At 62.3% G+C, this 13,250-nt stretch carries 13 protein-coding genes; 10 read left to right on the forward strand and 3 right to left on the reverse strand.

All coding sequences use genetic code 11. The annotated features are described in order from the left end of the window. Nucleotides 1-57 precede the first annotated feature (57 nt). From V1278_RS30000 to V1278_RS30010, 3 genes are read right to left on the reverse strand one after another with little or no spacing between them, the layout of a single operon-like run. Nucleotides 58-891, reverse strand: coding sequence for an N-acyl homoserine lactonase family protein (locus V1278_RS30000; RefSeq protein WP_334383210.1), 834 nt, complete (start codon nucleotides 889-891; stop codon nucleotides 58-60). 2 nt (nucleotides 892-893) lie between these two features. Next, the gene (locus V1278_RS30005; protein WP_171582870.1) at nucleotides 894-1,277 is read right to left on the reverse strand and encodes a carboxymuconolactone decarboxylase family protein; all 384 of its coding nucleotides are present in this window, start codon (nucleotides 1,275-1,277) and stop codon (nucleotides 894-896) included. A gap of 44 nt (nucleotides 1,278-1,321) precedes the next feature. Further along, nucleotides 1,322-2,665 carry an MmgE/PrpD family protein gene (locus V1278_RS30010; RefSeq protein WP_334383211.1) on the reverse strand — a complete coding sequence of 448 codons (1,344 nt, stop codon included), beginning with the start codon at nucleotides 2,663-2,665 and terminating at the stop codon, nucleotides 1,322-1,324. 183 nt (nucleotides 2,666-2,848) lie between these two features. On the opposite strand from V1278_RS30010, the gene V1278_RS30015 reads away from it, so the two are divergent. The 10 genes from V1278_RS30015 to V1278_RS30060 all read left to right on the forward strand — a co-directional run bounded on the left by V1278_RS30015 (nucleotide 2,849) and on the right by V1278_RS30060 (nucleotide 13,245). After that, the gene (locus V1278_RS30015) at nucleotides 2,849-3,742 is read left to right on the forward strand and encodes an NAD(P)-dependent oxidoreductase (protein WP_334367602.1); all 894 of its coding nucleotides are present in this window, start codon (nucleotides 2,849-2,851) and stop codon (nucleotides 3,740-3,742) included. A gap of 32 nt (nucleotides 3,743-3,774) precedes the next feature. Continuing rightward, on the forward strand, nucleotides 3,775-5,172 hold the full coding sequence (locus tag V1278_RS30020) for an MmgE/PrpD family protein (RefSeq protein WP_334383212.1): 1,398 nt from the start codon (nucleotides 3,775-3,777) through the stop codon (nucleotides 5,170-5,172). Between the two features lie 114 nt (nucleotides 5,173-5,286). Then, the gene (locus tag V1278_RS30025; protein WP_442893809.1) at nucleotides 5,287-6,225 is read left to right on the forward strand and encodes a branched-chain amino acid ABC transporter permease; all 939 of its coding nucleotides are present in this window, start codon (nucleotides 5,287-5,289) and stop codon (nucleotides 6,223-6,225) included. A gap of 2 nt (nucleotides 6,226-6,227) precedes the next feature. Beyond that, a complete protein-coding gene (locus V1278_RS30030; protein WP_334383213.1) occupies nucleotides 6,228-8,000 on the forward strand; it encodes a branched-chain amino acid ABC transporter ATP-binding protein/permease in 1,773 nt (590 codons plus the stop codon). Then, nucleotides 7,987-8,694, forward strand: a complete 708-nt coding sequence (locus V1278_RS30035) for an ABC transporter ATP-binding protein (protein ID WP_065727639.1) — start codon at nucleotides 7,987-7,989, stop codon at nucleotides 8,692-8,694. The genes V1278_RS30030 and V1278_RS30035 overlap by 14 nt, the downstream gene beginning before the upstream one ends. A gap of 29 nt (nucleotides 8,695-8,723) precedes the next feature. Further along, a complete protein-coding gene (locus V1278_RS30040) occupies nucleotides 8,724-9,983 on the forward strand; it encodes an ABC transporter substrate-binding protein (RefSeq protein ID WP_334383214.1) in 1,260 nt (419 codons plus the stop codon). A gap of 40 nt (nucleotides 9,984-10,023) precedes the next feature. Then, nucleotides 10,024-11,244, forward strand: coding sequence for an ABC transporter substrate-binding protein (locus V1278_RS30045; protein WP_334383215.1), 1,221 nt, complete (start codon nucleotides 10,024-10,026; stop codon nucleotides 11,242-11,244). A 32-nt stretch (nucleotides 11,245-11,276) separates the two neighbouring features. Beyond that, nucleotides 11,277-11,660 carry a 4-carboxymuconolactone decarboxylase gene (gene pcaC, locus V1278_RS30050; RefSeq protein WP_334383216.1) on the forward strand — a complete coding sequence of 128 codons (384 nt, stop codon included), beginning with the start codon at nucleotides 11,277-11,279 and terminating at the stop codon, nucleotides 11,658-11,660. Beyond that, nucleotides 11,657-12,448, forward strand: coding sequence for an SDR family oxidoreductase (locus tag V1278_RS30055; RefSeq protein WP_334383217.1), 792 nt, complete (start codon nucleotides 11,657-11,659; stop codon nucleotides 12,446-12,448). Before pcaC ends, V1278_RS30055 begins: the two co-directional genes overlap by 4 nt. A gap of 80 nt (nucleotides 12,449-12,528) precedes the next feature. After that, nucleotides 12,529-13,245 (forward strand): GntR family transcriptional regulator, encoded by a 717-nt coding sequence (locus V1278_RS30060; RefSeq protein ID WP_334367594.1) that lies wholly within the window; start codon nucleotides 12,529-12,531, stop codon nucleotides 13,243-13,245. Nucleotides 13,246-13,250 lie beyond the last annotated feature (5 nt).

The following is a 13,250-nucleotide window of genomic DNA, read 5'->3' on the forward strand; positions in this document are numbered from 1 at the left end:
CCGAACGGCTGAGCGCTCCTTGACAGTCGCAAGGCTGAGCCATCGGTCGATGCCAGCCTAATGCCGCGAAAGAAAGTCGGCGCGAACGGGCGCAGCGGCTGATGGCGGCACATCAAGCCGCACAGCGACGCCCTCGAGTTGCGGGCTCGGGGACGGATAAAGCTTCATCACCAGCGGGTCGTGTCCTGGAACGATATGGCTTTCGTCCGGCGCAAGTGCCAGCAGGCGGTCGAAGCCCTCCAGCATTTCGCCGATATGGAGCGCGGTCGTAAAGGGACGTTCGGCAGCCACGTTCTCGTAAAAATGGCTGACATCGGAGGCGAGCACGACAAATCCTCGGCGGGTCTTGACCCGAACGAATTGAAGCCCGGCGGAATGGCCGCCGGCCGCGTGTACCGTAAGACCGGGAGCGAGCTCGGCATCGCCATCATGGAACAAGACGCGCCGCGCATAGTTCAGCCGTACAATCCCGCAGATGTCATCGACCTCGAATGATTGCGATAACCTCGGATATTGCATAAAGCGCCCCGTGGCGTACGTCAGTTCGCGCTCCTGCAGATGGAATCGCGCGTTGGGGAAGCGGTCGAAATTACCGACATGGTCGTAGTGCAGATGTGTCAGGATGACATCCTCGACCTCGGTCGCATTGATGCCGAACGCGCCGAGCGTCTCCACCGGGCAGCGCAGGAACGTCCTATTTCGCTTCTTCGATACTTCCGCGTTGAATCCGGTATCGATGACGAAGGTACGACGTCCGCCCCTCGCCACCCACATGAAATAGTCCATTGGCATTGGCCCATCATGCGGATCGCCACCGATGAAATGCTCACTCCGCTGCGCATCGCGAGTAGCATAGCGGATGGCAAAGAGTTCGTATTCCGGCTCGGCCATGGTCAGGATTTCGTTTCAACTTCGTTGAACGCTTCCCGCGCGTTTCGGAACGCATCGATGCCCGAAGGGATGCCGCAATAGACGGCGACCTGAAGCAGAATCTCCTTGATCTCGTCCTTGGTGAGGCCGTTCTTCAGCGCTCCCTTGACGTGCAGCTTCAGTTCATGGGGCCGGTTTAGCGCTCCCAGCATAGCCAGATTGACGATACTGCGGGTGCGGCGGTCGAGTCCGGGCCGCGTCCACAACGCCCCCCAGCAAAACTCGGTCGACCACTCCGCCATTGTCCGGGTGAATTCGTCGGCGCCTGCGATAGATTTGTTGACGTACTCTTCGCCAAGCACTTCCTTGCGGACCTTCAATCCCTTGTCGAACAACTCAGTCATCATCGGTTCCTTCCATTGTCTGAGTACGGTTTTTCAAGCAGCGCGGATCAGCCATGAGTCCTCATCAGGCTCGAGACGTCGGCAAGCGTGTCGAGACGCCAAACGTCGTCGATAATGCGATCGATATCCCAATCGCTTCCACCCAGCCGCGCGCAATCGCGCAACTTCGCTTCGATATCGCCATCCGACAACGGGTCGGCAAGACTTCCCTTTGCAGCCATCACAACCTCGCTGAACGTCTCTCCGGACGTCAGTTGGATCGTGACGCGCGCGGCGCCATCCGGAAGCGAAGCGTCAAGCACCGCTGCTACCTTTTGACGCGAGGCCGCGATGTCGGGCCGAAATACGATCGCGTCCGAGAACTCGGCGACACCAGCGGCACCCAGCAAGAGCGCGCAGGCGGCGCAATGGTGAATGCTGACGCGTGCGTCTCGTTCGTTGCGAACCGGACGGTCGCCGCGCGCCAGCAGGAGCGCAGAGCCCTGCACCGTGATGAAGCCGATATCATCGACACGCCGGTGCAATTCTGCCCGCAACTTGAAGCAGGCATCGATCACGGCATGGAATACGATTCCCGCCGGATAGGGCTTGTAGGTGTTCTTCGCGATCTCCCAAGTCTTGCCGAGACCGGCCGTCAGACGCCCAACATCGGGTTCGTCTCCCATGGCGCGAGCCCAGCCGAGCCGCCCTTCAATGGCCCGCGGCGAAGCGGAATAGCCCTCAGCCGCGAGCAACGCCGCGAACAGGCCATTACGCGCCGCATTGCCGACACTGACATTCTTGGCCGCGGTCGGAAGATTTTCGACAATCCCCGCGGACTGACTGGCCGCAATTCCGATCGCATCTGCGATCTGGCCCGCCGAGAGCCCGAGCAGCCAGGCACAGGCTGCGGCGGCGCCAAACACCCCGCAGGTCGATGTGATATGCCAGCCACGCGCATAATGTCCCGGGGATACTGCGTTGCCGATGCGGCATTCGACTTCCACGCCGAGAATGAATGCGGTGAGAACGGCTTGCCCCGAAAACCCTCGCGCTTGCGCCAACGCCAGCACGGGCGCTGCGACCGGCGCCGCTGGATGAATGATTGTATCGAGATGGGTATCGTCGAAATCGAGCAGATTGGCCGAAATGGCGTTGACGAACGCCGCGCCCATCGCATCGAGTCGTTCCGGACGACCGATCACCGCGGATGTCGCGGCACCGCTGAATGGCAATAGCGTCCGCACCGCGCCGATAACGGCAGGATCATTCGCCGACCCTAGCGCGGTCGCGAAGAAATTCAGGATCGAGCGCTTCGCCTCGTGACTTTGCGCCGCGACATCCGTCCACGCGATGCTGGCAACGAAATCGGCGAGCGTTGTGCTGGCGCCTTGCGCTTCATCTTGCCGCACGGAGCGAATTCCTCGGACTCGTTTTTCCGACCCTATTCCGGCGCACCGTGGCGTGTCGATAGGATTCTTATGCTTGACAGATTGACTGACAATCCGGACATTCGACGAAACGCGGCCGGAGAGCCCTGCCGCAACAAGAACAATGAGCACCCGCCCTAAGGCGGTGCGACAGGGAGCGAGACGATGGCGGGAGAGACGATCGGCTTCGTGGGAACGGGCCGCATGGGCGGGCCGATGGCCGGGCGACTGATGGATGCCGGCTACGCCCTGTGCGTCTACGACACGCAGAGCGAGGCCACCAAGCCGCTCGTCGAGCGCGGGGCGCGCCTTGCAAAATCGCCTGCCGAGGTTGCCTCATCGGCAGATATCGTGCTGGCGAGCCTGCCGACCCCCGACATCGTCAAGGCCGTCGCGCTGGGGCCTGACGGAATCATCGCGGGAAACCGCGCCCGCATCGTGATCGACCTGTCCACCAGTGGCCCCGGTGCGGCCAAGCTGATCGCAGAAGGATTCAAACCCAGAAACCTGACGCTGGTGGATGCTCCGGTCAGCGGCGGCATCAAGGGCGCGGTGAACGGCACCCTTGCGGTCATGGTGTCATGTCCCAAGGACACCTATGAGACGGTGCAGCCGATCTTAAAACACTTCGGAAAGCTGTTTTATACCGGCGACAAGCCGGGCACGGCGCAGACCGCAAAGCTCGCCAACAATCTGATGGCGGCGGCGGCCCTGGTGATCACGTCGGAAGCGGTTGCGATGGGCGTCAAGGGCGGTGTCGACGCCAAGGTGCTGATCGACATCATCAACGCCAGCAGCGGCCGTAACAGCGCATCCGAAGACAAGTTCCCGCGCGCCGTGCTTCCCGGCACGTTCGATTTCGGTTTTACCACCGGCCTATCTTACAAGGACGTGCGGCTTTGCATCGATGAGGCCGAGGCCATGGGCGTGCCGATGGTGTGCGGATCCGTGGTTCGGCAGATGCTTGCCATCACCAACGCCAAATATGGCGCGTCGTCCGATTTCACGTCGATCGCGAAGGTCCTTGAAGAGTGGGCCGGTGTGGAGATGCGCGGCTAGGATCCGGCAAAGCCGAGCGAGGAACGATTGCAATGACGATCGGGTCGAGCGGATCGAACGAGACACCTCTGGCGCGGCAATTGGCCCGCGCCTCGCTCGCCGTCGATCTCGTCCGATTCGAGGAAAGCGTCGTCGCCAAGGCCAAGATTTGCCTTCTGGACTTTCTTTCCTGCGCATTCGAGGCGCGTCATCATCCGTGGGGCCGTCAGGCGATCGGCATCGCACGCCACAGCGAGAACGGCGCAACCATCATCGGGACAAGCAAACTTGCGACGCCGGGCGACGCGGCCTTTGCCAACGCGACGCTCGGCCATGGCTTGGTGCGCGAAGACATGCACGCTGCCAGCATATGCCATCATGGCGTCGTGATCTGGCCGACGCTGCTCGCCCTGTCGGAACGAACGCTGGTGTCTGGCGTCGCCCTGCTCGCCGCTGCGATCGTCGGCTATGAGGCCGGCGCGCAGATCGGGCGCGCCCTCTTCAACGCCGATCTGGCACGCCTCTATCGGCCGACCGGCCTGGTCGCACCGCTGGGAGCAGCCCTCGCGGGAAGCCGCACGCTGGGTCTCACCGAAGATGCTGCGACGAGCGCGGTCTCGATTGCCGCCAATACATCGTCCGGCCTGAACGAGTGGCCGCATGCCGGCGGCTCGGAGATGTATTTCCATCCGGGCTTTGCCGCCCGCAACGCCATCACGGCGATTGAACTGGCGGAAGCCGGCGCCTGTGCCTCGGAAACCATCCTCGAAGGCGAAGCTGGACTGTTTGCGGCCTACCGACGCCAAGCCGCGCCTGCCGGCATTCGGTTGTTTGCAGGCTCGGAGCCGGAAATCATGGCGGTCTACAACAAACCGGTGCCTGCCTGCAATTTTGCGCAAACCGCCGCGCAGGCAGCGTTGCGAGCGGCTCGTGAGCTTGAGAATCCGGAAGAGATCGAGGCGGTTTCGATCCTCGTTCCCGAAGCCGCGTCGCGCTATCCCGGCTGCGATTGCCGAGGGCCTTACCGGAATGCGCTGCAAGCCAAGATGAGCATTCCCTTCAGCGTCGCCGCGGTACTTGCCCGCGGCGCCATCGAAGAGAACAATTACGCAGAGATCACTGATCCCAGAATCCTGCGTCTGGTCGAGCGCACCGATCTGCAACGCGATTCCAGTTTCACGGCCGCCTTCCCGGCGCAGCAGGGCGCTGAAGTCTCAATCGGCCTGCGTAATGGAAAGACGATCCGGCAACGCCTCGACAATGTCATAGCGGCCACATCGCAGGAAATCCGCACCCGCTTTCGGCAGGCCGCCGCTGACGCCATCGGCGGCAATCGCGCACGTGGTCTGGAGGAGCTTGTCGACAGCTGCGAACGGCTCCCAGACAGCGGCGTCATCGCCAAGCAGTGCCGGCTTGAGCCAGCGGAGCGGCTGCTCCGGCCAGCATCATGACGATTGAGAACAAGAAAATGGGGATGCAATGAACAAACCAGAGCCGACGATGCCGGCAGCAAGGCCAGGGCAAACCTACTCCCCTGTGATGAGAGGTGAGCGGTGACCGCAGCGCTGGAAGGCTTTCTGCAGGCCTTGACCGCCGGACTTCTGATCGGTGCGGTCTATGGCCTGATGTGTGTCGGGCTCGGCCTGATTTTCGGCGTCATGCGGGTCATCAACTTCGCCCAGGGCGATTTCATGATGCTCGGCATGTATGCGGCGTTTTATTTCTTCACCGCGCTCGGCGTGCAGGCCACGTTCGGCAACGCCTTTGGGCCGTTCGTGGCGATTCTCCTTGCCGGTCCAGTGCTCGCGGTGTTCGGTTACGCGATTCATCTCGTCCTGATTTCGCGCGTATCGGGCACGCGTACCACCTCCCTCGAGGGTGAAGGTCACTACGCCCAGCTCATTCTGACGCTTGGGATCGCGCTGATCCTGCAGAACGGCGGCCTGATCGTGTTCGGTTCGGTGCTGGCATCGATCCGCACGCCGCTATCGAGCTCGGCCTGGGAGCTCGGGCCGCTGTTCAATGACATCAGTGTCTTCGTCAACAAGGCGCGCGGCATCGATGCCGTGGTCTCGCTGGTAACGATGATGCTGCTGACCCTATTGATCACGCGATCTCGGCTCGGGAAGTCGCTGCGGGCCGCAGCCGACAATCCGACGGCGGCAACCTATATGGGGATCGACGTCGATCGCGCGCACCGCGTTGCCTTCGCGCTCGGCACGGGCATTACCGCGATTGCCGGTGGCCTGCTCGCCACCAATTATCCCTTTCATCCCTTTGTCGGCGTCGAATACGTCATCGTCATGTATGCCGGCGTCGTGCTCGGCGGCATGGGCAGCATCATCGGCGCCTTCTGGGGCGGCATGACCATCGGCCTGGTGCAGCAGATGTCGACGCTGGTGCTGCCGACGCAACTGCAGAACGCCGCGATCTTCGTCGTCTTCCTCCTGATCATCTTCTTCCGTCCGCAAGGCTTCTTCGGACGCATGGTCGAGAGGACGTGATGATGCAAAACCTGCGATCGCTCCTCCCCATTCTGGCCTTCACCGCGCTCTATGGCGTGCTGTCGTTGAGCGTCACCAATTCGTACTACCAACTGGTGATGACACTCGTGCCGGTGTGGGCGGTGTTCGGCCTGTCGTGGAATCTGCTCAGCGGCTACACCGGCCTGATCTCGTTCGGCCACGCCGCGTTCTTCGGAATTGGCGCCTACACCACTGCGCTCGGTCAGATCTATTTCGATCTTTCGCCGTGGATGCTGATCCCGATTGCAGCCATGCTCGGCGGCATCGCCGGGTTCCTGATCGGATTTCCGACATTCCGGCTGTCGGGACACTACTTCGCGCTGGCGATGCTCGCCTATCCGCTCGCCATTCTCTACGTGTTCGAATGGCTCGGCTTCCAGGAAGTCACGTTGCCGATCAAGCGCGACAATCCGATCGCCTACATGCAATTTGCCGATCCCCGTCTCTACACGTTGCTGGCGCTCGCCATGATGCTCGGGACGATCCTGCTCACGCGGCTCATCGAGAAATCGCGGTTCGGCATGGCGCTGCTGGCGATCAAGCAGAACGAAGCCGCGGCCGAAGCAGCCGGCATCAACACGCTGGCCTGGAAGCTGCGCGCCATCGCCCTGAGCGGAGCGATTGCCGGGGCGATCGGCGGGTTCTATGCCGTCGTGCTGCTGGTGGTGACCCCGCAATCGGTGTTCGGCATGCTGGTATCAGCGCAGGCGCTGACGGTCGCCATGTTCGGTGGGGTCGGAACGGTCTGGGGACCGGTGATCGGCTCCGTGATCCTGATCCCGCTTGCCGAAACGCTCAACGCCGAGGCGGGCTCGCGCTTTCCCGGCATTCAAGGCGTGATCTTCGGCCTTGCGATCATATCCGTCATCCTGGTTGCGCCAGAAGGACTGTTCTGGAAACTACGCGATTTCCTGCGGAAGCGAGTGATCTCAGCTGCTGTAGCGACCCCGAGCGCGCCAGTTCAGCCTGCTGCCGCCATGGCCAATCCGTCCCGTCCGGAACGATCCAGGGGCGCGGGCGAAGTGGTGCTCGAAGTCCGCAACCTGTCGCGCTCCTTTGGCGGGCTGAAAGCCGTCCAGAACGTCAGCTTCAAACTGCGGCGCAACGAGATCCTTGGAATCATCGGTCCGAACGGCGCCGGAAAGACCACACTGTTCAACCTGCTGAACGGATTCCTGCGACCCGGCACCGGCGAGATTCTCCTCGACGGGCGCGACATGTCAAGCCGCAAGCCGCACGAGCTCTGCGAGGCCGGTATCGGCCGGACCTTCCAGATCATGCGTCCGTTCTTGCGTATGTCGATCTCGGACAATGTCGTGGTGGGCGCCTATGTCCGCGCCAGGACGGACGCCGAAGCGAGGCGGCTGGCGACCGAGGCGATCGCGCGTGTCGGTCTGTCCGACATTGCCGACCGCATTGCCGGCGAGCTCACGACCAAGGAGCTGCGGTTGATGGAATTGGCCCGCGCGCTCGCCGGACAGCCTCAAATCCTGTTGCTCGACGAAACACTGGCGGGCCTCGGGCATGACGAAGCCAACGAGGTCGTGGCGGTGATCCAGCGTCTCGCCCGCGACGGCATGACGATCGCGATCATCGAGCACACGATGCAGGCCATGGTCCGCCTGGTCGACAGTTTCCTCGTTCTCGACCATGGCGCCGTCATTGTGGAGGGCGAGCCGGAAGCCGTCACGCGCGACAGCCGCGTCATCGAGGCCTATCTCGGCAAGAAATGGGTGGCCCATGCTCCACATTGAAGGGCTGACGGCCGGCTACTCGGCAATTCCAGTTCTGAATGGCGTCTCGATCAAGGTTGAACAGGGTCAGTTCGTCGCCATTGTCGGCCCGAACGGCGCCGGCAAGACCACGCTGTTCAAGACGATCTCCGGAATCGTACGGCCAAGCGCCGGCACGATCACGTTCGAGGGGACCGACCTGTTGTCGGTTCATCCCGCGCGACGGCCCCATCTCGGCATCGCCCATGTTCCCGAAGGCCGCCAGGTTTTTCCCTCGCTCACCGTGATGGAGAATCTCGAGATGGGCGCGATGACCGAAGCCGGCCACCGCGACTGGAAGCGCAACATCGAGCGCATCTTCGAATGGCTGCCCGTGCTCGCCGAGCGCCGCGACCAGTTCGCGGGAACGTTGTCAGGCGGACAGCAGCAGATGCTGGCGATCGGCCGGGGATTGGCGTCTTCGCCAAAGCTTCTGATGCTGGATGAACCTTCGATGGGGCTCGCGCCCACGGTGGCCGATTTCATTTTCGAACGGCTGATCGAGATTCGCCGGCAGTCGAAGCTGACAATTCTTCTAGTCGAACAGCGCGTGGCGGAGGCACTGGAATCCGCCGATCACGGCTACGTCCTCGAAGCCGGCCGCGTCGCGCTCGAAGGCAACAATGAAACCTTGCGAGCGGACGACCGCGTGCGCAAGGCCTATCTCGGCATGTGACAACGATCGACAATCCATTGGGAGGAAAAATGAGCCAGCAAAGAGAAGCCAACAAGGCATCCAAAAAGTCGCTCACGCGCCGCACCGTGCTTTCCGGCGCGGCCGCCATGGGACTATCGACCATCGCGCGGGCGCAAGCGCCGGCCGAGGTCAAGGTCGGCCTGATCGTGCCGCTTTCCGGCATCTATACCCGCCCCGGCCAAGTCATGCGCATGGGCGCGGAGATGGGCGTCGAGCACATCAATGCACAGGGCGGCATCAAGTCGCTCGGCGGCGCCAAGCTCAAGCTGGTCGTGATCGATTGCGGCGATACCACCGAGAAAGCCAAGAACGCCGCGCAGCGCATGGTGGCGCAGGAGGCCGATCTGGTCGCCGCGACCGGATCGTATCTCAGTTCCTTCACGCTGGCGGTGACCGAAGTCACCGAGCGCGCCGAACTGCCGATGCTCACGCTCTCTTATTCGGATCTGCTCACCGAGCGTGGCTTCAAATACATCTTCCAGACCGCGGCACCCGCGAGCCGGCAGTCGGAACTTGGCCTACCCGAGCTGATGAAGCTCGCCGAGAACGCATCGGGCAAGCGTCCGAAGAAGGTCGCGATGCTGATGGACAATACGGCGACGTCGGTTGCGACCGCGAAGGCGCTGAAGGAGAAGATATTCGCGCAGGAAGGCCTTCAGTTGATCCTGGAGGAAGTCTGGACGCCGCCGCTTTCCGACGCCACGCCGCTGATCCAGAAGGTCAGGTCGGCCCGTCCCGACCTGCTGCTCTTCATGCCCAATGCGGTATCCGACGCCAAACTCGGTCTCGAGAAGATCAACGAGTTCGGACTGGGCCAGGGCAAGATACCGACGGTCTCGTTCTCGATCACGATTGCCGAGCCCGACATGCTGCAAAGCGTCAGCCCCGAAGTCGTCCAAGGCATCATGACGGTCGTCGCGAACTGGGGTTCGAAGGGCCATGAGGACCTGATCGCCGAGCTCAAGGCCAAGTACAAGGAGCCCTGGATGACGCAGAACGTCATCTCGACCTATGGCGACATGTGGCTGATGAAGCTGGCGCTCGAGAAGGCCGCCAAGGCCGATCGACGCGCGGTTGCGGAAGCGTTCCGGACAATGGATGGCGGTCCTTCGAAACACTATCCCGGCGGCCAGTTGAAGTTCGACGAAAAGGGCCGTCGCGTCGGCGCCGGCGTGGTGGTCGTGCAGTGGCAGTCGGGTGTACCCGTGACCGTCTATCCGCCCGATCTCGCGCAGGCGGCGCCTTTCTGGCCGAGGAAGTCTTCCTGATCTGAACAAGCTTCTCCGAGATTTTCAACGAGTCATTGTCATGAGCAAGATTACGCGACGAACGCTGCTTGCCGGCGCCTCGATCGGACTAATGGCACCCCGTGCGTGGGCGCAAGCACCATCTGAAGTGAAAGTTGGATTGCTGGTGCCGGTCTCCGGTCTCTATGCACGGCCGGGACTCGTGATGCGCCATGGGGCCGAGATGGCCGTGGACCACATCAATGCGCAGGGCGGCGTGAAGTCGCTCGGCGGCGCCAGGCTCAAGCTGGTCGTTCTCGATTCCGGCGACACCACGGAAAAGGCGAAGAATGCGGCGCAGCGCATGGTCGCGCAGGAGCCAGATCTGGTGGCGGCGAGCGGCGCTTACCTGAGCTCGTTTACGCTCGCGGTCACCGAAGTGACGGAGCGCGCCAATCTACCGGTCCTCACCCTCTCCTACTCCGACCTGATCACCGATCGCGGCTTCAAATACGTCTTCCAGACGTCCGCGACCGCCGGCTCCCAGGCCAAGCAGGCCCTGCCGCAAATCGTGAAGCTTGCGGAGGGCGCTTCTGGCAAGAAGCCCAAGACGGTTGCGATCGTCACCGACAACACCGGCGCATCGGTCGCCTCGGCGAAGTCGATGCGGGAAGGCCTGCTCGCCGAAAACGGGCTGCAACTGATCGTCGACGAAACCTTCACCCCGCCGCTCGCCGACGCCACCTCGCTGGTTCAAAAGGTCCGAGCGGCAAGGCCCGACCTGCTCTTCTTCCTGCCGACCGTGATTTCCGACGCAAAACTGCTGCTCGAGAAGATGAACGAGTTTGGCCTGGGACAAGGCAAGATCCCGACCATTTCGTTCGGCATCGCCATCGCCGAGCCTGACATGCTGCAGACTGTCAGCCCGGAACTGCTGCAGGGCGTGCTCACCTGCGTCGCGAGCTGGGGCGCCAAGGGGCACGAGGCGTTGATCGCCGAGCTCAAATCCCGCTACAAGGAACCGTGGATGACGCAGAACGCGATCTCCACCTATGGCGACATGTGGATCATCAAAGACGCGCTCGAGAAAGCCGGCAAGGCCGACCGGGTCGCGGTCGCCGACGCGTTACGCTCCATGGACGGCGGCCCCTCGAAATATTATCCGCTCGGCGAGATCAAGTTCGACGAAAAGGGTCGCCGTGTCGGCGCCGGCATGACCATCGTGCAGTGGCAATCCGGCGTACCCGTCACCGTCTTTCCGCCGCAACTTGCCTTGGCCCAGCCGTTCTGGCCCAAGAATTAGCCCACCCAAATCGCAATGATCTGGAAATCGTCATGGACAAAGCAACCTACGACCGCGGACTCAAAATTCGCAAAAGCGTTCTCGGTGATGAATTCGTCGACAAAGCCATTGCGACGACCGATGACTTCAATCGTCCGATGCAGGACCTCACGACGGAATACTGCTGGGGTTATGTGTGGGGCCGTGACGGCCTTTCGCACAAGACCCGCAGTTTCCTCAACCTCGCAATGCTGTGCGCGCTCAATCGCCCGCACGAGCTCAAGACTCACGTTCGGGGCGCGCTGACCAACGGCGCCACCCGCAAGGAAATACGCGAAGTGTTCATGCAGGTCGCAATCTATTGCGGCGTGCCCGCTGGCGTCGATGCCTTTCGCAATGCGCGGGAAGTCTTCGCCGAGCTGGATCAGAAGAAGTGACCGGAGCCGCAACCGCGATGCTGAAGGGAAAGCGGGCACTCGTGACCGGCGCGACGGCAGGACTGGGACTTGCCGTGGCGGAAAGCCTTGCCAGTGCGGGCGCCAACATCATCCTTCATGATCTGGTCGAACCGAAAGCGACCGCAGACCAGCTGCGGTCTCGCCTTGATGTCGAGGTGACGAGCGTTGCCGCGGACCTGTCGCAGCGCGCATCCATCGAAGCCATGATGGCCGATTTGCTCGGCCTGGGCGCGATCGACATCCTGGTGAACAACGCCGTGGTCCGGCATTTCGCACTGGTCGAGAATTTCGCGCCGGAGCGATGGGACGAAGCGCTGGCCGTCAATCTGTCGGCGCCGTTTCACCTGATCCGTCTGGCATTACCTGCGATGAAGGCACGCAATTGGGGCCGCATCATAAACATGGCCTCGATCTACTCGACCCGCGCCGTTGCCGATCGCATCGACTACGTGACGACCAAGACCGCCATCCTCGGCATGACCCGGGCCGTCGCGATCGAGACGGCAACGAGCGGAATCACCTGCAACGCGATCAGCCCAGGCACCCTGCCAACGCCGGCGATCCAACGAAAGATTGCATCTATTGCAGCCGATGAAGGCCGGGCCGTTGACGAGACGACGCGGGACTATCTGGCGGCGCGCCAGCCGAGCGGACGGTTCGTCGGCATGGAAAGCGTCGGAGCGATGGTTGTTTTCCTCTCCAGCCCGGCTGGACAGGACATCACCGGCGCGACCCTGCCGATCGATGGAGGCTGGGCCGCCGCATGAGCACAAACGTCCGATTGCGGAGATGATGATTCTGCCCGTAAATCGCTATTGAACCAATACCGGTACCAGGGCGCTAGACGATGAACAAACGCGGTGAATTGCAATTCACGCTTCGAATCGAGGACGTTCCGACCGTTCGCTCGATGGTCGCGCAAAAGCTGCGCGAAGCGATCATGTCGGGAAGGCTGAAGCCGGGCCAGCGCCTGGTCGAACGGGAGCTTTGCGAAATGATGGGCGTGAGCCGGCCGTCCATCCGCGAGGCGCTCCGGGTGTTGGAGGCGGATGGTCTCGTCAGGACGGTCCCTCACCGCGGTCCGGTGGTCAGCACCATCAGTCTCGAGGAAGCAAAGCAGTTATACGCGGCGCGCGCCGTGCTCGAAGGATTTGCCGGCCGTGAATGCGCCCGTCTCCGCGATCCGGACGTGGTACGCAGAATCGGGGAAGCGCTGGCGCGGCTGAAGGCGGCATTCGCCGAGGGCGACTTGACCGCCGCCCTGGAAGCCAAGACGGATTTTTATGCGGCAATGATTGGCGGCTGCCAGAACGCCTTCATCGAGCGAATGCTCAGACCGCTGCACGACCGCATTACGCTGCTGCGAATTACTTCGATGTCGCATCCGAAACGTATCAACAAGAGCTTGCGCGAGGTCACCGCGATCTGGCGCGCGATCCAGAATGGCGATCCGGATCTCGCCGAGCAGTGTTGCGTCGACCACGTCAAGGCGGCAGCGGTGGCCGCGCTCAGCATGATCGAGCAATCATCCGCTCCAAAGGAAAAAGCAGTGGCGGAGGAATAGCCGGT

The organism is Bradyrhizobium sp. AZCC 1577 (assembly GCF_036924575.1).
Lineage (GTDB): Bacteria > Pseudomonadota > Alphaproteobacteria > Rhizobiales > Xanthobacteraceae > Bradyrhizobium.